The sequence below is a fragment of the Inhella inkyongensis genome (assembly GCF_005952805.1).
Classification (GTDB): domain Bacteria; phylum Pseudomonadota; class Gammaproteobacteria; order Burkholderiales; family Burkholderiaceae_C; genus Inhella; species Inhella inkyongensis.
On record NZ_CP040709.1, the window covers coordinates 3,395,209 to 3,417,122 of the forward strand.

Below are 21,914 nucleotides of genomic sequence, written 5' to 3' on the forward strand. Positions count from 1 at the left end.
GCAATGCATTGCTTCGCGCAACGAAACAGTGCCCACCCAGACGGCCTGTGCCCCCCGTTTCACGCTTGATCGCACGGCGCGCGACCGGCACGTTCCGCGCCCCTAAGCTGCGCGCCAATTTCACGGAGTCCCTCGTGCTCAGCATTCAGAACGTATCCAAGACCTTTGGCGCCTTGCGGGCGGTGGACGGCATCAGCCTGGACCTGCAACCCGGCGTGCTGGGCCTGATCGGCCACAACGGCGCGGGCAAAAGCACCTTGATGCAGATGCTGGCCACCCTCTCCCGCCCCAGCAGCGGGCGCATCCTGCTCGACGGACAAGACATCGTGGCTCGCCCCGAAGTGATGCGCCGCCGCCTGGGCTTTCTGCCGCAGGACTTTGGCGTCTACCCCCACCTCACGGCCTTGGAATTTCTGCAGTACTTTGCGGCCCTCAAGGGCGTGCGCAGCGCCGCCCGCATCCAAGAACTGCTGGCGCTGGTGAATCTGCACGAGCAACAACATCGCCCAGCCGCCGGCTTCTCGGGCGGCATGCGCCAGCGCCTGGGCATTGCGCAGGCCCTGCTGGCCGACCCGGATGTGCTGATCGTGGACGAGCCCACCGCCGGCCTGGACCCCGAGGAACGTTTGCGCTTCCGGCGCCTGCTGTCCGAGCTCGGCAGCCGGCGGCTGGTGATCGTCTCGACCCACATCGTCTCGGACGTCGAGAACATGGCCTCGCATCTGGCCATCCTGCGCCAGGGTCGGCTGGTGGCCATTGAAACGCCCGAGGCCTTGATCCGCCGCGCCGAAGGCCAGGTCTGGTCTGCCCTCTTGAGCGCCAACGACTTTGACGCCCTGCGCAACCGTGTGCAACTGCTACACACCCAGCCCCAAGGCGATCACATGCTGGTGCGCATGGCTCATCCGCAGGCCCCTTGCGCCCAGGCCCAGTCCGTCAGCCCCAGCCTGGAAGAGGCCTTGATGACCCAGCGCTACGCCGATGCCCACCTGGGAGCGACCGCATGAACAACACCCTGTTTAAGGCCCTGGTGCTGAATGAATGGCGGCTGCGCAGCCGCCGCCTCAGTAGCGTCGTGATCTTGCTGGTGGTAATCGCTCTGAGCTGGTTGATGGTGCTGGACCCCAAGACCGGCTACGCCATGATGGTCAGCGCCAAGCAACGCATGGTCTACGACAGCCACACCCTGGCCTTTGGCAGCACCATCATCGCCATCTTCCTGTTCGGCCTGTTTGGCTTCTATCTGGCGCGCGGCCGCAGCCAGGAGGACCTGCGCAGCGGTACTGCGACCGTGCTGGCGGCCACGCCGGTCGGCAACCGCGATCTGCTGCTGTCGCGCTGGGTGGGCAGTCTGGGCTTTCTGCTGGCCCTGGCCACTGCCCTGATGCTGACCATCTGGGTCCTCCAGCTGGTGCGCGGCGAGGGGCCGCTGCAGCCCCTGCCCTATCTGCAGATGCTGGTCTTCGGGCTGCTGCCCGGCCTGGTGTGGTGCGCCAGCCTGGGGGTCCTGAGCGACGCCTGGGCGCCGCTGATGGGCAAGCGCGGCGACCTGCTTTACTTCGTGCTGTGGATGCTGCAGTTCGCAGCCATGCCGGCCACGCTCACGCAGGCGCATCCCGCCCTGAGCGCCTGGCAGGTGCTGGACATCGGCGGCGTGTCGCCGCTGCTGGTGCGCTTTGTGGAGCTGACCGGTCGCACCAGCCTGAGCGTCGGTGGCGGGCCCTTCGACCCCCTGCTGCCCCTGCTGCAGATGCCAACGGACTACTGGAACGCCCAGTTGGTGGCGCTGCGCCTGGGCGCGGCCTTGCTAGCCCTGCTGCCCCTGCTGCCGGCGCTGGCGCTGTTCCATCGCTACGCGCCCGACAAGGTCAAGCTGCGTCAGCAGGGCGCACGCTGGCGGGTGGTGGTGCTGACCGAGCGCCTGCTTCGGCCCTTGACGCGCGGCTTCCGTCTGCTGTTCACCCTGGGCGCACACCTGCCGGGCTGGCCGGGCCGCGTGTTGGCGGATCTGGGCCTGATCCTGCTCAGCCAACCCCTGCTGGGCCTGGGCCTGCTTGCCGCTGTGCCGGTGGGCGCCCTCCTTCCGGCCCAGCATCTGCCCGTCGCACTGGGGCTGAGCCTGCTGGCCTGGGGCCTGGCTGTGGCGGATGCGGGCTCGCGCGATCACCAGTCCGGCCTGGCCCCCCTGGCCGGCGCCACGCCGGGCGGAAGCGCGGAGCGGGTGCTGCGCAGCCTGGGCGCCCCTTGGGTGCTGGGTCTGCTGGTGTGCGCACCGGTGCTGCTGCGTTGGCTGCCAGAAGCACCGCTGCGGGTGCTGGCGGCCGTCACCGGTCTGCTGAGCTGCGCGGCGGCCTCGGCCCTGCTTGGCTTCTGGACCCGGGGCAGCCGCAGCTTCCTGGTCCTGTTCTTGTTCGCGCTCTACCTCAGCCTGCAGGTGCGCGACATCCCCGTTCTGGATCTGTTCGGCCTGAACGACGCGGCCAACGCAGGCAGCGCTCTGACCCATCTGGCGGGCGGCCTGGTGCTGAGCCTGGCCTTGGGCTTGAGCGCGCGCCGCAGTGGGCTCAGGCCGGCGTAAAGCGCTCCCGGCCGTCTTCCAGCGTGCCGAAGAACATCGCATGAGGCCGCACCCACAGCCCGCTGGCGTTGTAGAGCGGCCGGTAGACCACCAGCGGCTCCAGCGTCTCGCTGTGGCGGGCCACGCCAATGACCTCGTATTCGCCGCCCTTGTAGTGGCGGTAGCGCCCCAAGGGCGTGGCAGGCAGTTCGGGTAGATCGTCCATAGCGGGCATTGTGCGCAGGGCGGATGAGCCATCCCCGGGATAATTCGCGGTTTCCCTGATTCCGAACCGCGCCCCATGCGCCCACAGCGCCCCACTGTCCTCATCACCGGCGCCGCCCGCCGCCTGGGCCGCCATCTGGCCCTGCACCTGGCGGGTCAGGGCTATGACATCGCCCTGCACCACCGCAGCGCCCCCGATGCCGACGCCGACTCGCTGTGCGCCGAATTGCGCTCCTTGGGTGCACGCGCCATCGCACTGGCCGCCGAGCTGGAGGACGAAGCCGCTGTGGACGCCCTGGTGCCGGCGGCCGTGGCGCAGCTGGGCCGACTGGACGCCGTGGTCAACAACGCCTCGCTGTTCAGCCACGACACGATCGAGAGCTTCAGCTATGCCGCACTGGAGCGCCACCAGCGCGCCAACACGGCTGCCGCCCTGGTGCTGGCGCGCGCACTGCACCGGCACTGCGTGGCCGCCGGCCACGCGGGTTGCGTGGTCAATGTGCTGGATCAGAAGCTCTGGAACCCCAACCCGGATCACCTGAGCTACACGCTCAGCAAGGCTGCGCTGGAAGCCGCCACCCCGGTGCTGGCCCAGGCCCTGGCGCCGCAAGTGCGGGTGGTGGGCGTGGCCCTGGGCGTCACCCTGCCCAGCGGCCCGATGACCGAGGCCGAGTTCCAGGCCGCCCACCGCCTCACGCCGCTGGAGCGCAGCAGCACGCCGGACGACTTTGCCCAGGCGGTGGCCTATTTGTTGCAGGCCCGGGCCGTCACCGGCACCACCCTGTTGGTGGATGGCGGTCAGCACCTTGCCGCGCAGCCGCGCGACGTCTACTACCTCGTGAAGAAAGACTGAGCCATGCCCTCAGCCCTGAACCACCCCAGCCTGCTGGACTGCCGCCGCCTCTTTCTGCGCAATTACGAGGTCTGGATCAACATCGGCGTGCACGACTTCGAGAAGCGCGGCGAGCAGCGCGTGTTGATCAACGTCGACCTCTATGTGCCCCTGAGCCTGACCACGCCCAAGGAAGATGAGTTGGACGAGGTGCTGGACTACGACTTCATGCGCCGCACCATCGCCGCCTACGTCAGCAAGGGCCATATCCATCTGCAGGAGACCCTGTGCGACGCCGTGCTGGCCCAAATGCTGGCCCACCCCAAGGTGCGCGCGGCGCGGGTCAGCACCGAAAAGCCCGATGTCTACCCGGACTGCGAATCGGTCGGCGTCGAAGTCTTTGGTTTGAAGGAATGACACCCCCCCGAAGCGCTTCGCGCCTCCCCCTCAAGGGGGCTGAGTGGGGACATGGACAGTCCTGTGGACTGTCCATGCCTCACGAAGGCCAAGGGCTTTGCCCCTTGGTACCGCCAGTGGCCCGGCAAAGCCGGTTCCACGGCGGTCGCTTGATCAGCGCAACCCTACCGTCTGCGCCCTGAAAGTTTGAGATGAGCAATAAAGACAAAGCCACCCACGAGATCAACAAGTTGTCCAAGCGCCTGCACCGGCAGGTGGGCGAGGCCATTGGCGACTTCAAGATGATCGAGGCCGGCGACAAGGTCATGGTCTGCCTGTCCGGCGGCAAGGACAGCTTTGCCATGCTGGACATCCTCTTGAACCTGCGCAGCCGCGCGCCGATTGACTTCGACATCGTGGCGGTCAATCTGGACCAGAAGCAGCCCGGCTTCCCCGAGGATGTGCTGCCCACCTACTTGAAGAGCGTGGGCGTGCCCTTCCACATCGAGGAGCAGGACACCTACAGCATCGTCAAGAGCCTGATCCCCGAAGGCAAGACCACCTGCAGCCTGTGCTCGCGCCTGCGCCGCGGCATCCTTTACCGGGTGGCCCAGGAACTCGGCGCCAACAAGATCGCACTTGGCCACCACCGCGATGACATCGTCACCACCCTGCTGCTGAACATGTTCCACGGCGCCAAGATGAAGGGCATGCCGGCCAAGCTGGTCAGTGACGACGGCAAGAACACCGTGATCCGCCCGCTGGCCTATGTGGCCGAGAGCGACCTGATCCGCTGGGCCGAGCACCGCCAGTTCCCCATCATTCCCTGCAACCTCTGCGGCAGCCAGGAGAACCTGCAGCGTGCCGCCATCAAGGCCATGCTGCAGGACTGGGAGCGCAAGCACCCGGGGCGCATCGACAACATGTTCCGCGCCATGGGTTCCATCGTGCCCAGCCACATGATGGACCGGCAGCTCTTCCCCTTCGAGACCCTCAAGCCCACCGGCATGCCCTTTGCCGGCGGCGACATCGCCTTCGATGAGGACGAAGAAAGCTGCGCCCCACCGCCGGCCGCCCCCTCGGTCATCCGGATCGAACGCGAAGTGGTTTAGTCTGCCGGGTGAATCCTGGAGACTGCGATGAAACTGCCCCGCCGCCTTGCCCTGCTCGGCGCCCTGAGCCTGCTGGCCGGTTGCGCCCTGCTCAAGACCATCAGCGCCGAGGTGCGCAGCTTCGGCAACTGGCCCGAGGGCCGGGCTGCCGGCAGCTACGCCTTTGAGCGCCTGCCCTCGCAGCAGCAGCCCTTGAGCCGCGCGGCCGAGTGGGAGGCCCTGGCCGCCCCGGCCCTGGCCAAAGCGGGCTTCAAGCCGGTGGCGCCCGGGGCGCAGCCCGATGTGATCGTCGCCCTGGGCGTGCGCGTCAGCGCTACCGCCACCAGCCCCTGGGACGACCCGCTGTGGTCGCGCTGGAACGCGCCGCTCTATCACTGGCGCTTCGGCCTGCCGCCGCATCGGCACCCCCTGTTCATCGAGCGCAGTTACGAGCGCGAAGTGGGTGTGCTGCTGCGAGACCGCACCAGCGGCCAGCCCCTGTTCGAGGCCCGCGCCAGCAGCGAAGGCGCCACCCCGGGCGGCGACGAGCTGATCGGCGGACTCTTCGAGGCCGCCCTGCGCGACTTCCCCAAGGCCCAGCCCCAACCGCATCGGGTGCAGGTCCTGCTCCCCTAAGCGGCTGAATACCCCACCCTCTGAATCCGGGGGTGGGCCGCTTGACCAGCCCCAGATAATCGCCGCCCTCAGTGTGGAACCGGCTTTGCCGGGCCACGCTTTCCCCCTCGGGGGGGCGGGCCGGCCTGGCCCGGACCTGGGGGCCTTTTACGAATGAATCGAGGGCGGAATGGCGCTGAATTTGGTGGTGATGGCCGCGGGCAAGGGCACGCGGATGAAGTCCAACCTCCCCAAGGTGCTGCACAAGCTGGCCGGCAAGTCCCTGCTGCAACATGTGCTGGACACCATGGCTCCGCTGCCCTGTGCGGCGCGCATTGTCATCACCGGCCATGGTGCCGAGCTCGTCGAAACCCGCGCCCAGGGTGAACTGGCCTTCGTGCGCCAGATGCCGCAGCTGGGCACGGGCCATGCCGTGCAACAGGCCGTGCCGGCCCTGGCCGATGCACCCACCACCCTGATCCTGAACGGCGACACCCCGCTGGTGCGGCGCGAGACCGCCGAGGCGCTGGCGGCCGCTTGCGGCGGTACCAAGCTGGCTCTGCTGACCGTGGTGCTGGACGACCCCACCGGCTATGGCCGCATCCTGCGCAACGCGCAAGGCCAGGTGCTGGGCATCAAGGAGCACAAGGACGCCAGTGAGACCGAGCGCCAGATCCGCGAGGGCTACACCGGCATGATGGCCGCCCCCACCGCCCACCTGAAGCGCTGGCTGGCGGCCTTGAAGAATGACAACGCCCAGGGCGAGTACTACCTGACCGACATCGTCGCCATGGCCGTGGCCGAAGGCGTCGAGGTGGTGACAGCCCAGGCCAGCAGCGAAACCGAGGTGCTGGGCGTCAACGACCGCGTGCAACTGGCCGACCTGGAGCGTCGCTTCCAGCGCCAGCAGGCGGACAGCCTGATGCGGGCCGGTGTGCAGCTGATGGACCCGGCACGCTTTGATCTGCGCGGCCACCTGGAAGCAGGCAGCGATGTCGAAATCGATGTCGGCTGCGTGTTCGAAGGCCGCGTGAGCCTGGGCGAGGGGGTCCGCATCGGGGCGCACTGCGTGATCAAGGATGCCGTCATCGAGGCCGGCGCGGTGATCCACCCCTTCACCCACATCGACGGCGAGGCCGCCGGCGCCACGGTGGGCGCGGGCGCCTTGGTCGGGCCCTTCGCCCGTCTGCGCCCTGGCGCCCGCCTGGGTCGTGAGGTCCACATCGGCAACTTCGTCGAGGTGAAGAACAGCCAACTCGCCGACGGCGCCAAGGCCAACCACCTGGCCTATCTGGGCGACGCCACGGTGGGGGAGCGCGTCAACTACGGCGCCGGCTCCATCACGGCCAATTACGACGGCGCCAACAAGCACCGCACCGTCATCGAGGCCGATGTGCACATCGGCTCCAACTGCGTGCTGGTGGCCCCGCTCACCATCGGCGCCGGCGCCACCATCGGTGGCGGCAGCACCATCAGCAAGAACGTGCCGGCCGGTCAGCTCTGGGTGGCACGCGGCCGCCAGACCCACATCCCCGGCTGGGTGCGCCCGGTCAAGACCAAGAAGTGAGCCTGCGATGAAGCTCCTCAAGGCCCTGTTCGCCCTGCTGCTCGGCACCCTGGTGCTGCTGATGATGGGCTCCTTTCTGCTCAGCCCGGATTACGCCGTCAGCCGCTCCACCGTGGTGAACGCACCGGCCGACAAAGTCTTCCCCCTGGTCAACTCCAGCCAAGGATGGGCGCAATGGGGCGTCTGGTATCGGCGCGACCCGAAGATGCAAATCACGCCCGGCAGCCAGACCGAAGGGCCCGGCGCGAGCTGGAGCTGGAAGAGCGAGAGTCAAGGCAATGGCGCCATGAAGCTCACCGACGTGGTCGCCAGCCAGAAGGTCGCCTACGAGCTGGCCATCGAAGGCTTTGATCCCAGCCAGGGCAGCATCGAATTGCAGGCCGAAGGCGACGCCACACGCGTGACCTGGACCATGACAGGCCGCATGAGCAGCTACACGGGGCGCTGGTTTGCGCTCTTCATGGACAAGCTCGTCGGCCCCGACTTCGAGGGCGGCTTGGCCAATCTGAAACAACTCGCAGAGAAGAAGTAAGACCCATGGCCGCCGGCAGTCTCCTCGCCCTCCTCGACGACATCGCCACCGTTCTGGACGATGTCGCCATCCTGACCAAGGTCGCCGCCCAGAAGACCAGCGGCGTGCTGGGCGACGACCTGGCCCTGAACGCCCAACAAGTGGCCGGCGTGCGCGCCGAGCGCGAGATCCCGGTGGTCTGGGCGGTGGCCAAGGGCAGCTTCGTCAACAAGGCCATCCTGGTGCCTGCGGCGCTCTTGATCAGCGCCTTTGCACCCTGGGCGGTGCTGCCGCTCTTGATGCTGGGTGGGCTCTATCTGTGCTTTGAGGGCGTGGAAAAGCTCTGGCACAAGATCGCCCACCGCGCCGAAGAAGAGGCGCATGAGCAGGAAGTGATGGACGCGCTGATCCATCCCGAGGTGGACTTGGTGCAGTTCGAAGCCGACAAGATCAAGGGCGCGATCCGCACCGACTTCATCCTCTCGGCCGAGATCATCGTCATCGCCCTGGGCATCGTGGCCGGCAAGCCGCTGATGACCCAGGTGGGGGTGCTGGTCGGCGTTGCCATTGCGATGACAGCCGGGGTCTATGGTCTGGTGGCGGGCATCGTCAAGCTGGACGACGCCGGGCTCTTTCTGAGCCAAAAGCACGCCACCGGCCCGCTGCATTGGCTGGGCCGCGGCCTGCTGGCCGCCGCACCCAAGCTGATGAAGCTGCTGGCCTTCGTGGGCACCGCCGCTATGTTCCTGGTGGGCGGCGGCATCCTGGTGCACGGGGTGCCCGCGCTGCATCACATCGGCGAGGGCCTGGCCCAGCAGGGCTGGCTGGGTGCCCTGGGCGAGATGGGCCTGAACCTGGGCGTAGGCGTGGCCGCCGGCGCGCTGGCGCTGATGGTCTGGAGTGGCCTCAGCCGCCTGTTGCCCAAGGCTCAGGGCGCGCAGTAAGCCCGCGCGCCCGGCCCGGTGGCCAAGCTTTGCTGCGCCACTTGGCGCAGCTGCTCCTGCATTTCGGTGGAGACCGGCGATGCCGCAGTGGGGAGCAGGAGATCCAGGCTGGCCCCACTGGCACTGGCATAGAGCACATAGGCGGCCAGCAGGGCCCCCGCGGGGCTGCTCGCCCGCATACAGATTCACGCCAGGTAGCCGTTGGGCCGCCAAGGCAAAGGCCTGCGGCACCACAGGGTTCCAGGGCCGCGACTCGAACCAGCTCAGTGTGGCGGCATCGGCAAGTCGCTCACTCAGAACGAAGGTGCCCCTCGCCGATTGCGCACGCACCGTCTTGCCGGGTTGGGCCTGCCGAAACAACGCGGCCACCAAACCTGGCACGTTGTGGTTGTGGGTATGGCTGTTGCCCAGAAACAGCAGATCGACATCAGCGACCACCGGCCCTGGAACCTCAGGCGCCGCGACCGAACTCCCGCCGCTATAGCCAATCAACAGGGCCAACACGACGGCAATTCCAGAGTGCGCGGTCTTCATGGGCCGCATCCTGCTCGCTGTGGGTCGCCTTGGCGCATGTCGAAAGTCAGTCCCCGGGTTTTCGCTCCCTTCGTAGGAAGGAAGGCGCAAAGCCGGCATGATGGCTAGCATTGGCCCAAGACCCTGGGGACAACGGTGGCCTCCCAACTCGCCCAACTTCTTGCCGCGCTCGGATTGCTGATCTGCCTCTTGCTGGCCGTGCACATGCTGCTCGGCCCGGCGAAACAACAGCGTCTGAACCAGGCCTGGGACCGCTGGATGGCCAGGCTTTCGGCCGAGTCCCGGGCCGAGCGGCGGCGGCGCGAACGTGCCGAGTCGGCGCAACGCTTGCAGCAAGCCCAGGAACGCGCCCGCTCCCGCCCCATCCCGCTGGATGAAGTGGAATGGGAAGGCAATGTGGCGCGGCCCAACTTCGGTTCGCGCAGCAAGCGCCAGGTCCACTGAAGCCAGGGCCGCGTGGCGCCAAGTCCTCAGGACTTGACGCGGCTGCGGCCCAGTACCCCAGCCAGCGCCTGCCCTGTGTGGGTACCCACCCGCACCAGATCTTCCGGCGTGCCGGCCGCCACCAGGGTGCCGCCGCCCTTGCCCCCTTCGGGGCCCAGATCGATCACCCAATCGGCTTCGGCCACCAGGTCCAGGTCGTGTTCGATCACCCAGACCGAATGGCCGCCGTCCACCAGACGGTGCAGCACCCCGATCAAGCGCTGCACATCGGCCATGTGCAGGCCCACGGTGGGCTCGTCCAGCACATAGAGGGTGCGCGGCTGGCGCTGCTTGCGCACGTCATCGCGCACCTTCACCAGCTCGCTGACCAGCTTGATGCGCTGCGCCTCGCCGCCGCTGAGCGTGGGTGAGGGTTGGCCCAGAGTCAGATAGCCCAGGCCCACGTCCTGCAGCAGCTTCAGCGGATGGTGGATGGCCGGCATGGCGGCGAAGAACTCGACCGCCTCGTCCACCGGCATGGCCAGCACCTCGCCGATGCTCTTCCCGCGCCAGCGCACTGCCAGGGTCTCGGGGTTGAAGCGCTGGCCGGCGCAAACATCGCAGACCAGCTTCACATCGGGCAGGAAGCTCATCTCCACCGTGCGCAGGCCCTGGCCCTCGCAGGCCGGGCAGCGGCCCGGGCCGGTATTGAAGCTGAAACGCCCAGCCTGGAAGCCACGGCCCTTGGCTTCGAGCGTTTCGGCGAACAGCTTGCGGATGGCGTCCCAAAAACCGATGTAGGTGGCCGGGCAGGATCGCGGGGTCTTGCCGATCGGGGTCTGGTCAACCTCGAGCACACGCTCGACGGCCTCAAAGCCTTCGATGGATGCGCAGCCGCTCCAGCTCTTCAAAGCCTTGCGCTGTGGCACGGCGGCGGCCAGATTGGCCAGCAGCACCTCGCGCGCCAAGGTGCTCTTGCCCGAGCCGCTGACCCCGGTGACGGCCACCAGGCGGCTCAACGGCAGTTCGGCATCCAGCTGCTGCAGATTGTGCAAATGCGCGCCGCGCACCCGCACCCAGTCATGCCCCGCCTCTGCCCCATGAGCCACCGAGCGGCGCGGCCGCATCGGGTGCCGCATCGGTTGGGCCAGGCAGCGCCCGGTGGTCGATTCGGCCACGGCCGCCAGGTCGGCCGCCGAACCTTGCGCCACCACATGACCGCCGCGCTGGCCGGCGCCGGGGCCGATGTCGATCAGGTGCTCGGCGCGGCGGATGGTGTCCTCGTCGTGCTCCACCACCACCAAGGTGTTGCCGCGTGCGGCCAGCAGTTGCAGGGCATCGAGCAGGATGCGGTTGTCGCGCGGATGCAGGCCGATGGTCGGCTCGTCCAGCACATAGCAAACGCCCTGTAGATTCGAGCCCAGCTGCGCCGCCAGCCGGATGCGCTGGGCCTCGCCGCCGCTCAAGGTGGGCGCGGCGCGGTCCAGGGTCAGATAGCCCAGGCCCACCTGCTGCAAAAAGGCCAGGCGGTTGCGCACCTCGGTCAGCACATCGCGGCCGATGTCGCGGTCGCGCCCGTCCAGTGCCAGGCCATCGACCCAGGCCAGGCAATCGTCGACGCTGAGCTGCGCGATGTCGGCAATCGGCGCACCGGCAAAACGCACCCCACGCGCCGTCGGGTTCAGGCGCGCACCCCCGCAGTCCGGGCAGGGCTGCTCGCCCAAGCCTTCGAGCTCAGGTTCGTGCGAGAGCTGCTGCTCGCGTCCCTTGTCGTCGCCGCTGGGCTGCGAGTCGTCCAGCGCGGCGCGCTGCTGTCGATCCAAGGCCAGGCCGGTTCCCACGCAGCTGCCGCACCAGCCCTGCTTGCTGTTGTAGGAGAAAAGACGCGGGTCCAGCGCCGGGTAGCTGGTGCCGCAGACCGGGCAGGCGCGCTCGGTAGAAAACACCCGCACGGCTTGTGTGCCATCCAGGCTGGGCAGCAGATGCACCACACCCTTGCCCGCCTCCAACGCCCGCGCCAACAGCGCGCGCAATTCGGGCTCCTGCGCCGGGTCGACCTCGACCTCGCCCACCGGCAGTTCGATCACATGCTCCTTGAAGCGGTCCAGGCGCGGCCAGGGTTTGGTCGGCACGAAGAGCCCATCCACCCGCAGATGGCTGTGACCCTTGGCGGCCAGGCCCTTGGCCAGGTCGGTGTAGAGACCCTTGCGGTGCATCACCAGCGGGGCCAACAGGCCGATGCGATGGCCGCGGTAGTCGGCCAGGATCTGCGCGGCGATCTGCGCCTCGCTCTGCGGCGCCACCACGGCGCCGTCGTGCATGCAGTGCTGGATGCCCAGCTTGACCCAGAGCAGGCGCAGGAAGTGCCAGACCTCGGTGGTGGTGGCCACGGTGCTCTTGCGCCCGCCCCGGCTCAGGCGCTGCTCGATGGCCACGGTGGGCGGGATGCCCCAGACCGCATCCACCTCGGGACGGCCGGCCGGCTGCACGATCGAGCGGGCGTAGGCGTTCAGGCTCTCCAGATAGCGGCGCTGACCCTCGTTGAACAGGATGTCAAAGGCCAGCGTGGACTTGCCCGAGCCACTGACCCCGGTGATGACGTTGAACTTGCCGCGCGGCACGTCAACATGCACACCCTTCAGGTTGTGTTCGCGGGCATTGACGATCTGGATGGCCTCGCTCTGCGCGGCACGCTCCTTGCGGCGGTTCAGCAGCAGAGTCGCAAGCGGCACCCCCTCAGCCGCCTTCAGCGGCTCGTCCATCGCCAAGGCGTAGTCACGCAGGGCCTGGGCGGTGTGGCTGCTGGCGTGCTCGCGCACGTCCTCGGGCGTGCCCTCGCAGACCAACAGGCCGCCACCGCTGCCGCCCTCCGGCCCCAAGTCGATCAGCCAGTCCGCCGCGCGGATCACATCGAGGTTGTGTTCGATCAGCAGCAGCGAGTGCCCGGCAGAAAGCAGCTTGCGCAAGGACCGCATCAGCTTGGCGATGTCGTCGAAATGCAGGCCGGTGGTGGGCTCGTCGAAGACGAAGAGCTGGCCTTTCTTGGCCACGCGCGGCTTGGCCCCGGTCTCGGCCAGATGGGCAGCGAGCTTGAGGCGCTGCGCCTCGCCGCCGCTGAGCGTGGGCACGGGCTGGCCCAGGCGCAGATAGTCCAGGCCCACATCGTGCAAGGGCTGCAGCTTGGCCACCAACTCGCGGTCGTGTTGGAACAGATCGACCGCCTCGGCCACGGTGAGCTCCAGCACATCGGCAATGCTCAAGAGCCGACCGGCACGCTCGATCTTCACCTCCAGCAGTTCGGCGCGGTAGCGCGTTCCGTCGCAGTCCGGGCAGCGCAGATAGACGTCGCTGAGGAACTGCATCTCCACATGCTCGAAGCCCGTGCCGGAACAGGTGGGGCATCGGCCGTCGCCGGCGTTGAAGCTGAAGTGCCCAGCGCCATAGCCGCGCTCCAAGGCCAGCGGGGCGGCGGCAAAGCGTTTGCGCACCTCGTCGAAGGCGCCGACCACCGAGGCCGGGTTGGAGCGCGCGGTCTTGCCAATCGGGCTTTGGTCGACGAAGACCACGCCCGCCAGCCAGTCGGCCCCCAGCAGACGTTCGTGGGCGCCCGGGGCATCGGTGCTCTCGCCGAAATGGCGCTTGAGTGCCGGCACCAGCACGTCCTGCACCAGGGTGGACTTGCCCGAGCCGCTGACCCCGGTGACGACGACAAAGCGCTGCAGCGGGATCTCGACCGACAGCGACTGCAGGTTGTGGGCCCTTGCACCTTCCAGAATGAGGCGCGGGGTGTGCGCCTCGACCGGGCGCTTGAGCCCCATGCCGACCTGGCGTCGGCCGCCGAGGTAGTTGCCCGTCATGGTGTTGGCGGCGCGCAGGCTCTCCGGCGTGCCGTCAAACACGATGTGGCCGCCCAACATACCGGGGCCGGGGCCCATGTCGAGCACGCGGTCGGCGGCGAACATCACGGCCGGGTCGTGTTCCACCACCACCAGGGTGTTGCCGGCATCGCGCAACCGGTGCATCGCCTGGGTGATGCGGTGCATGTCGCGCGGGTGCAGGCCGATGCTGGGTTCATCCAGCACGAACAGGGTGTTGACCAGGCTGGTGCCCAAGGCCGTGGTGAGGTTGATGCGCTGCACCTCGCCCCCGCTGAGCGTGCGGCTCTGCCGGTCCAGGGTCAGGTAGTGCAAGCCGACATCGCAGAGGTATTTCAGGCGGTTGCGGATCTCTTCCAGCAAGTGGCCGAGGGCCTCGTCCAACAGCTCGGAGGCCGGCTGGTAGGCCTCAAAGAACTGCCGCAGCGAGGCGATCGGCAACTGCAGCAGATCCGGCAGGGCCAGACCCGGCAGCGCAGCCAGCTGCTCCGGCGTCCAGCCCACGCCCACCGGCAGAAAACGGCGCTGCGGCGCGAGCACGGCGTCGGCCTCGGACTTGCCGCCCAAGCGCCAAAGCAGGCTCTCGGTTTGCAGGCGCGCCCCCTTGCAATGCGGGCACTCGGTGTAGCTGCGGTACTTCGACAGCAGCACCCGGATGTGCATCTTGTAGGCCTTGGTCTCCAGGTAGGCAAAGAAGCGCCGCACGCCGTACCACTTCTTGCCCCACTGGCCTTCCTTGTAGTCGTCCTGCCCCTCAAGCACCCAGCGCTGCTGCTCGGGCGTCAGGTGCGTCCAGGCGGTGTCGCGCGGGATGCTGAACAGCCCGGCATGGCGCATCAGGTCTTCCTGGCACTCGGCCCAGGCCGGCGTTTGAAAGGGCTTGATCACGCCGCCGCGCAAGGTCTTCTTGTCGTCCGGGATGACCAATCCCCAATCGACCCCGATCACACGCCCAAAGCCCCGGCAATGCTCGCAGGCGCCCAGGGCGGAGTTGAAGCTGAACATCGCCGGCTGGGGCGCGCGGTAACGGATATCGCTCTCAGGGCAGTGCAGCCCGCTGCTGTAGCGCCACTGCCCCTCCTGATCCAGGTTGTGAACAGCCATCAGGCCCTGGCCGCGCGTCAGGCAGGTCTCGATGGCCTCCATCAGGCGCGCGTCCTCCACCGAGGAGACCCGGATGCGATCGGCCAGCACATCGATCACCGTGTGCCCCTCCAGCTCGCGGCGATTCAGGTAGCGCGTAAAACCCGCCGCCGACAACCACTGCTCGATCTCGGCCTCGCTCACCTGGGCCGGCAACTGCACCGCAAAACTCAGGGCCAAGCGCGGGTCGCCGGCCAGGGCGGCGCGGGCGCGCAGATCGGCGGCAATGCTGGCCGGGGTGTCGGCACGCACGCCTTGAGCCGTCTGGCGATCGAACAACTGCGCAGCGCGGGCGAACAGCAGCTTCAGATGGTCGTTCAGCTCCGTCATCGTGCCCACCGTGCTGCGGCTGTTGCGCACGGGGTTGGTCTGGTCGATGGCGATGGCGGGCGGCACGCCCTCGACGGCGTCAACAGCTGGGCGATCCATGCGGTCGAGAAACTGCCGCGCATAGGCGCTGAAGGTCTCGACATAGCGCCGCTGCCCCTCGGCATAGAGGGTGTCGAACACCAGAGAACTCTTGCCCGAACCGCTGGGCCCGGTGACTACCGTCAGCTCCCCGGTTTGGATCTCCAGGTCCAGGTTCTTCAGGTTGTGTTGGCGGGCACCACGGATACGGATCGGGGCGGACATGGGCAGGCTTTTCGAGGGCTGGGGCGGGCATTGTGACGGGCTGTAGAAATTCCCAGGTACAAAGTGGCCCATGACCCTGAATGACGCCTCCCTATTCACCGCCCTGCGCGCCGCCTTCCCGGCCGATCTGGACCAGATCGCCATCACCGTCTGGGACCAGGAGGGCCAACCCGCCTACCGCTGGCGCGATCTGGAACGCGGCTCGGCCATGCTGGCCAATCTGTTTGACGACTTGGGGCTGCAGCCCGGCGAGCGCATTGCCCTGCAGGTGGAGAAGTCGGTCGAGGCCCTGATGGTCTGGCTGGCCTGCCTGCGCTCGGGCCTGGTGCTGGTGCCACTGAACCCGGCCTATCAGGCGGGAGAGCTCACCCACTTTCTGAGCGACGCCGAACCCCGCATGCTCATCTGCGCCCCCGAGGCCTTTGGGCGCCACAGCAGCCTGGCCTTCCAGGCCGGCGTGGACTGGGTGTTCACCTTGGGGCAGGAACGCCAGGGCACGCTGCTGGAGCGCGCGGCCTTCCACAGCGACCAACATGCCGCGCTGCCGCGCCAGGCCAACGATGCAGCGGCCATCCTCTACACCAGCGGCACCACGGGGCGGTCCAAGGGCGCGCTGCTGAGCCACGGCAATCTGCTCAGCAACGCCCGCACCCTGCTGTCCGTCTGGGGCTGGCAGCGCAGCGATGTGCTGGTGCATGCCCTGCCCATCTTTCATGTGCACGGGTTGTTCGTGGCCTGTCACTGCGCATTGCTGGGGGGCAGTGCCATGCGCTGGTTCCAGCGCTTTGACCCGCTGGCCGTTTGCACTGCGCTGCCGGGTGCAACGGTCTTCATGGGGGTGCCGACGCTCTACACCCGCCTGTTGGGCTGCCCGGCCTTTGGCTCCGAGACCCTCGGCACGATGCGGCTCTTCATCAGCGGCTCAGCCCCGCTGCAGGCCGAGACCTTCGATGCCTTCCGGGCCCGCACCGGCCTCACCATCCTGGAGCGCTACGGCATGAGCGAGACCGGCATGCTGACCAGCAACCCGCTGCTGGGAGCGCGACGCCGGGGCTCGGTGGGGCCCGCCTTGCCAGGGGTCAGCGTGCGCATTGACGCGCCCGATGCCAGCGGCGTGGGCGGTGTCGAAGTCCAGGGGCCGAATGTCTTTGGCGGCTACTGGCGACGCCCGGAGTTAAACACCAGCGAGTTCAGCGCCGATGGCTTCTTCCGCACCGGCGATATGGGTCGCCTGGCCGCTGACGGCCATCTGGAGCTGGTGGGCCGGGCCAAGGACCTGATCATCACCGGCGGGCTCAACGTCTATCCGGCCGAAGTGGAGTTGCAACTCAACGCCCTGCCCGGCGTGCAGGAGTCGGCCGTCATCGGCCTGCCCCACCCCGATCTGGGCGAGGCTGTGACGGCCGTGGTGGTGGGTGCCGCCGCCGAGAGCGCGCTGCTGACGGCGCTGCGGGCCCAGCTCGCCGGCTTCAAGTGCCCCAAGCGCATCCTGTTCGCCCCCGAGCTGCCGCGCAATGCCATGGGCAAGGTGCAAAAGAATTTGCTGCGTCAGCAGCACCAAGGCCTTTATGTCTGAGACCAACTGCCCGCGCTGCCATCCAGCCTTTCACTGTGGCGCCCAGGAGGCGCACTGCCCCTGCTTCGATTTACACCTGACTCCGGCGCTGCGGGCAGATCTGGCGGCGCGCTACGCCGGCTGCTTGTGCCTGCCTTGTCTGCAGGAACTGGCCGCGCAACAAGCGACTCGCGGCCCGATGCCCAGCTCCACGCCCAAGGCCCCGCGCTAACAGACCAACTGCCCTGGGCCGGCGGGAAGGAATCGGGGGATGCAATCGCATCCCGCAGGGCGAGCGTCCGGTCAGGGTCAAGGCGCTGCTGTCAGCCAACGCAGCAGCGCCTCGTTGAGCACTTCCGGCACCACGGGCTTGGTGATGAAGTCGTTCATGCCTGCAGCCAGGCATTGCGCCTTGTCTTCCGCGAAGGCATTGGCCGTCATCGCCACGATGGGTGTGCGGGCATGGCGCGGCAGTTGTCGAATTCGCCGGGAGGCCTCCAGTCCGTCCATCACGGGCATCTGCATATCCATCAGGATGAGAGCGTAGTCACTGCGCTCGGCCATCTGGAGTGCTTGTTGGCCGTCCTCCGCCACGTCCGCCAGAAGGCCCACGTCATCGAGCATCATCTGCGTCACTTCCCGATTGATGGGCTCGTCCTCGACCAGCAACACGCGCTTGCCTCGGTGCTCTTGAAGGATCGTCCTGTCGGCTGCAGGGCTGCGCTCGGCCAATTCGGCCGCCATCGGACCACTCATCTTCTTCAGCCTGGCGGTGAACCAGAAGGTGCTGCCCTCGCCCAGCGTGCTCTGGGCGCCAGCCGTGCCACCCATCATCTCGGCGAATTTGCGTGTGATGGCCAGGCCCAAGCCCGTGCCGCCGTACTTGCGCGTGGTGCTGTTGTCGGCCTGCTCAAAGGCCTCGAACAAGCGACTCAACGCCTCGGGGGCGATGCCAATGCCGGTGTCTCGAACCTCAAAACGCAACAACACGCTGTGGGCGTCTTCGTCATCCAAAGCCACACGCAAAACCACCTGTCCCTTCTCGGTGAATTTGATGGCATTCCCTGCGTAATTGAGCAGGGCCTGCTGCAGGCGCGTCGGATCTCCCAGCAGGTGCGGCGGAAGCGCATCAAACTGAGCAATCAGCTTGAGCTGCTTGCTCTGCGCGCGATCCTGCAATATCGAAACCACGTTGTTTAGCAGGGTGTGGACCGACAGCGCCGTCTCCTCCAACTCGAATTTGCCTGCTTCGATCTTGGACAGCTCCAAAACGGCGTTGATCGTGCTGAGCAGATGCTCGCTGGCAGCCTCCAGCTTGCCCATCTGCTCGGTCTGTCGCGGCGTCAGACCGCCGCGCCGGATCATGTGGGCCATGCCAGCAATGGCGTTCAGCGGCGTGCGGATTTCATGGCTCATGTTCGCCAGGAAGGCGCTCTTGGCCAGATTCGCCGACTCGGCCACGCGCTTGGCCTTTGCCAGCTCCGCCGTGCGCTCCTCCACCAGCGCCTCCAAGTGCAGACGATGGCGTTCCAACTCCATCTCGGCTCGCTTTCGAGTCGTGATGTCCATGCAGTTGCCAACGATGTAGTCCATGGAGGTGCGTGTCTCCAGGATCATCAACCAGCGCCCATTGCTGAGCAGCAACTCCAGGGGCTCTCCATTGGCCCTGCGGTGATGGGCAAGGCGCCGCTCCACCAACTCGCTCAGTGGGTCAGCGTCCGCCGCATATTGACCACGCTCAGCACCGGCCCTCAGCATCTCCTCAAAGCGGATGCCGGGTTCGATCAAGTCGGTGACCTCCGGGTAGAAGGTTCGATAGGCCTGGTTGCTCAACACCAGCCGATCCTGCTCGTCGTAGAGGGTGAAGCCCTGCGCCAAATTCTTGATCGCATCCTCCAAGATGCGATGGGCCCGCAACGCCGCTTGCTGCGCCTCTTTGTAGGCCGTGACGTTGGATCCCGTGCCGCGGTAGCCTTTGAAGCGCCCCTCCGCATCGAAAACCGGCGTGCCACTGACCTGCACCCAAACCGCGCCACCGCACTCCTTCGGCCGGTACTCAAAGTTCCGATAGGCCTCACGCCGCGACACGGCGAGGAAATGCGCCTGCCAGTCCGCGCGCCCCAGTTGCTCAGCGTCCACCAGTTCGTCACGGCGACGGCCCAGAACTGAGGCGGGCGAACTGCCCGTGACCGCTTGGTAGCGCTCAGACAGAAACGTAAAGCGCAGATCCTCATCGGTCTCCCAAAACCAGTCCGCCGAGCTGACTGTGAAGTCGTGGAAACGCTTGCGTTCGTATTCCACCGTCAGCTCGGCCCGCTTGCGGGCGGTGATATCCGAGCCGGTGCCGCGATAACCCTTGAAGGTGCCGGTGCTGTCGAAGTAGGGAATGCCGCTGACGCTCAGCCAGCGCCCGGTGAAGTCGCCCCGCAATTGGTACTCGAAGTCGCGAAAGGCCTCGTGCCGCGACAGCGCTGCCAAGTGCGCCTGCCATTCAGGGGTGGCCAAATCCCTCGGATCGGCAATCTCCTCGCGTCGACGCCCCAGAGACTTTTTGGAACTCACGCCCAGAATGATTTCGTTGCGCTCAGAAAAATGAGAGAAGCGCAATTCGCTATCCATCTCCCAATACCAGTCGGTGGACGCTGCGGTGTAGTCCGAAAAGCGCTGCCTTTCCTCACGCAACTCCTCCACCGTGAGCGCCAAGGCCCGACTGGCCTCGTGCAGGTCGGCGGTCCGCTGCTCCACCAACGCCTCAACCATGCTGGCGCGCCCGGTGGTGGACAACAAGATGAACTGGAACAGCGTGGTGAACACCAGCGCCGCCGCGCCCACTGCGAGCGAAACCCAGGACTGACCGCCTGCCCCCAGCCCCTGCGCCGGGTAGATCCTGATGGACCAATCGCGACCGCCCAGATGGGCCACCTCCTGCCACACCGGCTGGATGCGCTGCGCCGCCTCGGACACCGCCCCAAAGAGCAGGGGCGCGCGACTGCCTGCCCCGACATCCGCCACGGTGAGCATCAAGCCGGGCGACAGCGCACCTCGGGCCGCGGCTTCGATCTTGGGCCCGACGTCAAACACCGCCACCACAAAGCCGTGCAGATCCCTCGCGCCCTTGAGCTTGTAGACCGGCGCGAGTGCCAACACGCCCACCCGCTGATCCACCGCCTGCACCAGCCGGACCGGCTCGGTCAGCACGAGCTCACCCGAACGCCGGGCCCGCGCGATGGCGTCCCGGCGCTTGGGCTCGGAGTTGATATCGAAGCCCAGGGCCGCCTTATTGACCTCCAATGGGCTGATGTAACCGACGGGGACGTACTCCGCCCGTTCGGCCGCGGGAATCAACTGGCCGGCACCGTCGCGCTCCACGATCCTCAAGCGCTCGTTGCGATAGGTCTCGCGTTGGGCCAGTTCAAACGCAGTGCGCTGCGCCTGCGGCACGAGAGGGTTGAAGCTCAGCGCCAAGATGCCGATGCGCCCGTCCAAGGCACCGCGTGCGAAGTGATCGAATTCTTCGCGACTGAGATAGGGCGTCACCTCGTAGGCGCGCGCCAGGGCCTTCACCGCCTCGGCATCTGCGCGCACATGGTGCTCCAAAGTGGCCACCACGGCAGCGCCTTGGTCCGACACCGCGTGGTGGCGGCTCTCGGACTCCCACGCACGGGTGGTCAACAAGGCCGCGACAACCAAGACCAGCACACCGGCTGTGGGCAACGCCAGATGAAGGAACCGACTGCGCCACGCGGGTTCGCCGCGGAACAGCATCGCAACGCACAAGGGCGCCACCAAAAGCACCCCCAAGGCATTGGCCAGCCACCCGTTCCAGATCAACCAACCCACTTGGGATGGGGGCAAGCCTCCGGCGACAAGCTGCGCCCCCGCCGCCACGCCGGTGGCAATGCCGCTGGACAGCAGCCCGCCCAGCAGCAAAAAGCGCAGCAAATCGCGATCCCGCTCCAAGCACTGCCAGCGCTCACCCAGCCCCGCCCAAACCAAGGCCCGACCCGCCCAAGCCTGCAGCGCGCAGCCGACCGACAAAGCAGCGGCCAAACCCGTGGACGCACCGCCCTGCACGAGCAGCGCAAGATGGGACAACAGTGCCCCGACCAGCACGGCCGCCACGCCCGGCAATCCAAAGCGCAGCGCCGCCACCAGCGCGAAGCCCGCCGCCGGGAACACGCCACCCGAAGCCGACTGATGCTCGCCCGGCAACATCGCCAGCCAGGCCAAGGCCGCGTAGATCACCGCGATCCACGTGGCCGCAGCCAGCGAAAAGCGGGACGTGGGCGCCGACATCGGTCGCCCCTACATGACGCGAATGGCCGCCAACAGGGGCCTGTGAGGGGTCGTCACCATGACTGAAAGTCCGTTGGCACCCATTTTTTTCTCCCTGTGCGCGCCAATTGATGTCTTGTGCGGATCAGAGTTGAAGAGCTAGGGCGGCGTCCTGAGCCTTTGCAGCGCAATCTGCAACACCTTGGCATCGCTGCTGGCGCGATGCCGGCCGATCGACAACTCTTCACGTACTCGCCTCACCACCCCATGCCAGGCGGCGGCCTCGCTCTCGCTGAGCAGGGTGCGCAAATCTTCCAACCGAAAGCTCGGCGCCTGTTCGGCGGCTTCAAACAGACGCTGCAGCCAGGGATAGTCCTGACCCCAGCCATCGCAGTAGACGGTCTGCCCAGCCAAGCGCTGGTTCAGTTGCGCCGCCACCCAGTCGCAGGGCTTGCCATGGCTGTCCAGCAACTCACGTGCAATGCCGTGCAGGGCCGCAGCCTGTTCGTCCCAATGCGACCAATCGGCCTGCGGCTGCACCAGGGTGCAAAAGAGCTGCCCCTGCGGGTCGACGAAGCCGATCTCAATGGGGTAGCTGCCACGGCCAAAGCCACTGGCTTCGATGTCGATGAAGGCGGGCGCTGACGCGGTAGGCATTGGGTGACTGTAATGAGCGCAAGCACCGAGCGCCCCCTGGAAAGCCCCGAGTACGGCTCAACTGGCGAGCCCCCCCTTTTG

Annotated in this window: 17 protein-coding genes; 12 read left to right on the forward strand and 5 right to left on the reverse strand. The window is 67.2% G+C overall.

Annotated elements, in window-relative coordinates; all coding sequences use genetic code 11:
* The first annotated feature begins 134 nt into the window (after positions 1-134).
* Entirely contained in the window at positions 135-1,007 is an 873-nt protein-coding gene (locus FF090_RS16065) for an ABC transporter ATP-binding protein (protein WP_138857684.1), read from the forward strand.
* Positions 1,004-2,578 carry an ABC transporter permease gene (locus tag FF090_RS16070; RefSeq protein ID WP_138857685.1) on the forward strand — a complete coding sequence of 525 codons (1,575 nt, stop codon included), beginning with the start codon at positions 1,004-1,006 and terminating at the stop codon, positions 2,576-2,578. The genes FF090_RS16065 and FF090_RS16070 overlap by 4 nt, the downstream gene beginning before the upstream one ends.
* Here FF090_RS16070 and FF090_RS16075 read toward each other — a convergent pair.
* A complete protein-coding gene (locus FF090_RS16075) occupies positions 2,565-2,783 on the reverse strand; it encodes a DUF1653 domain-containing protein (RefSeq protein ID WP_138857686.1) in 219 nt (72 codons plus the stop codon). The two genes, FF090_RS16070 and FF090_RS16075, sit on opposite strands and share 14 nt — an antisense overlap.
* Positions 2,784-2,858: 75 nt before the next feature.
* Between FF090_RS16075 and FF090_RS16080 the strand changes: the two genes are divergently transcribed.
* From FF090_RS16080 to FF090_RS16110, 7 genes are all read left to right on the forward strand, one after another.
* Positions 2,859-3,635 carry an SDR family oxidoreductase gene (locus FF090_RS16080; protein WP_138857687.1) on the forward strand — a complete coding sequence of 259 codons (777 nt, stop codon included), beginning with the start codon at positions 2,859-2,861 and terminating at the stop codon, positions 3,633-3,635.
* A gap of 3 nt (positions 3,636-3,638) precedes the next feature.
* On the forward strand, positions 3,639-4,031 hold the full coding sequence (locus FF090_RS16085) for a dihydroneopterin aldolase (RefSeq protein ID WP_138857688.1): 393 nt from the start codon (positions 3,639-3,641) through the stop codon (positions 4,029-4,031).
* A gap of 191 nt (positions 4,032-4,222) precedes the next feature.
* A complete protein-coding gene (gene ttcA / locus FF090_RS16090) occupies positions 4,223-5,122 on the forward strand; it encodes a tRNA 2-thiocytidine(32) synthetase TtcA (RefSeq protein WP_138857689.1) in 900 nt (299 codons plus the stop codon).
* A 27-nt stretch (positions 5,123-5,149) separates the two neighbouring features.
* The gene (locus FF090_RS16095; protein ID WP_138857690.1) at positions 5,150-5,737 is read left to right on the forward strand and encodes a DUF4136 domain-containing protein; all 588 of its coding nucleotides are present in this window, start codon (positions 5,150-5,152) and stop codon (positions 5,735-5,737) included.
* Between the two features lie 169 nt (positions 5,738-5,906).
* Positions 5,907-7,283 carry a bifunctional UDP-N-acetylglucosamine diphosphorylase/glucosamine-1-phosphate N-acetyltransferase GlmU gene (gene glmU, locus FF090_RS16100; RefSeq protein WP_138857691.1) on the forward strand — a complete coding sequence of 459 codons (1,377 nt, stop codon included), beginning with the start codon at positions 5,907-5,909 and terminating at the stop codon, positions 7,281-7,283.
* A gap of 7 nt (positions 7,284-7,290) precedes the next feature.
* Positions 7,291-7,815 (forward strand): SRPBCC family protein, encoded by a 525-nt coding sequence (locus FF090_RS16105; protein ID WP_138857692.1) that lies wholly within the window; start codon positions 7,291-7,293, stop codon positions 7,813-7,815.
* Positions 7,816-7,820: 5 nt separating this feature from the next.
* A complete protein-coding gene (locus FF090_RS16110) occupies positions 7,821-8,738 on the forward strand; it encodes a DUF808 domain-containing protein (RefSeq protein ID WP_138857693.1) in 918 nt (305 codons plus the stop codon).
* Here the strand turns inward: FF090_RS16110 and FF090_RS16115 are convergent.
* Positions 8,723-8,917 carry a hypothetical protein gene (locus tag FF090_RS16115; RefSeq protein WP_138857694.1) on the reverse strand — a complete coding sequence of 65 codons (195 nt, stop codon included), beginning with the start codon at positions 8,915-8,917 and terminating at the stop codon, positions 8,723-8,725. The genes FF090_RS16110 and FF090_RS16115 overlap by 16 nt on opposite strands.
* Before the next feature lie 490 nt (positions 8,918-9,407).
* Here FF090_RS16115 and FF090_RS16120 point away from each other — a divergent pair, with 490 nt between their 5' ends.
* A complete protein-coding gene (locus tag FF090_RS16120) occupies positions 9,408-9,716 on the forward strand; it encodes a hypothetical protein (RefSeq protein ID WP_138857695.1) in 309 nt (102 codons plus the stop codon).
* Between the two features lie 26 nt (positions 9,717-9,742).
* On the opposite strand, the gene uvrA is transcribed toward FF090_RS16120, so the two are convergent.
* Positions 9,743-15,346, reverse strand: a complete 5,604-nt coding sequence (gene uvrA / locus FF090_RS16125; protein ID WP_138857696.1) for an excinuclease ABC subunit UvrA — start codon at positions 15,344-15,346, stop codon at positions 9,743-9,745.
* A gap of 70 nt (positions 15,347-15,416) precedes the next feature.
* On the opposite strand from uvrA, the gene FF090_RS16130 reads away from it, so the two are divergent.
* Together FF090_RS16130 and FF090_RS16135 are read left to right on the forward strand one after the other, a co-directional pair.
* A complete protein-coding gene (locus FF090_RS16130) occupies positions 15,417-16,922 on the forward strand; it encodes an AMP-binding protein (RefSeq protein WP_138857697.1) in 1,506 nt (501 codons plus the stop codon).
* The gene (locus FF090_RS16135) at positions 16,915-17,133 is read left to right on the forward strand and encodes a cysteine-rich CWC family protein (protein ID WP_138857698.1); all 219 of its coding nucleotides are present in this window, start codon (positions 16,915-16,917) and stop codon (positions 17,131-17,133) included. Before FF090_RS16130 ends, FF090_RS16135 begins: the two co-directional genes overlap by 8 nt.
* A gap of 77 nt (positions 17,134-17,210) precedes the next feature.
* On the opposite strand, the gene FF090_RS16140 is transcribed toward FF090_RS16135, so the two are convergent.
* Entirely contained in the window at positions 17,211-21,197 is a 3,987-nt protein-coding gene (locus tag FF090_RS16140) for a CHASE domain-containing protein (RefSeq protein ID WP_138857699.1), read from the reverse strand.
* Positions 21,198-21,335: 138 nt separating this feature from the next.
* Positions 21,336-21,833: a 3'-5' exonuclease gene (locus FF090_RS16145; RefSeq protein WP_138857700.1), complete on the reverse strand. Its 498-nt coding sequence runs from the start codon at positions 21,831-21,833 to the stop codon at positions 21,336-21,338.
* Positions 21,834-21,914 lie beyond the last annotated feature (81 nt).

Coding starts and splice junctions, on each gene's coding strand:
- FF090_RS16070 (WP_138857685.1), top strand. CDS start 1,004: ATGAACAACACCCTGTTTAAGGCCCTGGTGCTGAATGAATGGCGGCTG.
- FF090_RS16075 (WP_138857686.1), bottom strand. CDS start 2,783: ATGGACGATCTACCCGAACTGCCTGCCACGCCCTTGGGGCGCTACCGC.
- FF090_RS16080 (WP_138857687.1), top strand. CDS start 2,859: ATGCGCCCACAGCGCCCCACTGTCCTCATCACCGGCGCCGCCCGCCGC.
- FF090_RS16085 (WP_138857688.1), top strand. CDS start 3,639: ATGCCCTCAGCCCTGAACCACCCCAGCCTGCTGGACTGCCGCCGCCTC.
- ttcA (WP_138857689.1), top strand. CDS start 4,223: ATGAGCAATAAAGACAAAGCCACCCACGAGATCAACAAGTTGTCCAAG.
- FF090_RS16095 (WP_138857690.1), top strand. CDS start 5,150: ATGAAACTGCCCCGCCGCCTTGCCCTGCTCGGCGCCCTGAGCCTGCTG.
- glmU (WP_138857691.1), top strand. CDS start 5,907: ATGGCGCTGAATTTGGTGGTGATGGCCGCGGGCAAGGGCACGCGGATG.
- FF090_RS16105 (WP_138857692.1), top strand. CDS start 7,291: ATGAAGCTCCTCAAGGCCCTGTTCGCCCTGCTGCTCGGCACCCTGGTG.
- FF090_RS16110 (WP_138857693.1), top strand. CDS start 7,821: ATGGCCGCCGGCAGTCTCCTCGCCCTCCTCGACGACATCGCCACCGTT.
- FF090_RS16115 (WP_138857694.1), bottom strand. CDS start 8,917: ATGCGGGCGAGCAGCCCCGCGGGGGCCCTGCTGGCCGCCTATGTGCTC.
- uvrA (WP_138857696.1), bottom strand. CDS start 15,346: ATGTCCGCCCCGATCCGTATCCGTGGTGCCCGCCAACACAACCTGAAG.
- FF090_RS16130 (WP_138857697.1), top strand. CDS start 15,417: ATGACCCTGAATGACGCCTCCCTATTCACCGCCCTGCGCGCCGCCTTC.
- FF090_RS16135 (WP_138857698.1), top strand. CDS start 16,915: ATGTCTGAGACCAACTGCCCGCGCTGCCATCCAGCCTTTCACTGTGGC.
- FF090_RS16140 (WP_138857699.1), bottom strand. CDS start 21,197: ATGTCGGCGCCCACGTCCCGCTTTTCGCTGGCTGCGGCCACGTGGATC.
- FF090_RS16145 (WP_138857700.1), bottom strand. CDS start 21,833: ATGCCTACCGCGTCAGCGCCCGCCTTCATCGACATCGAAGCCAGTGGC.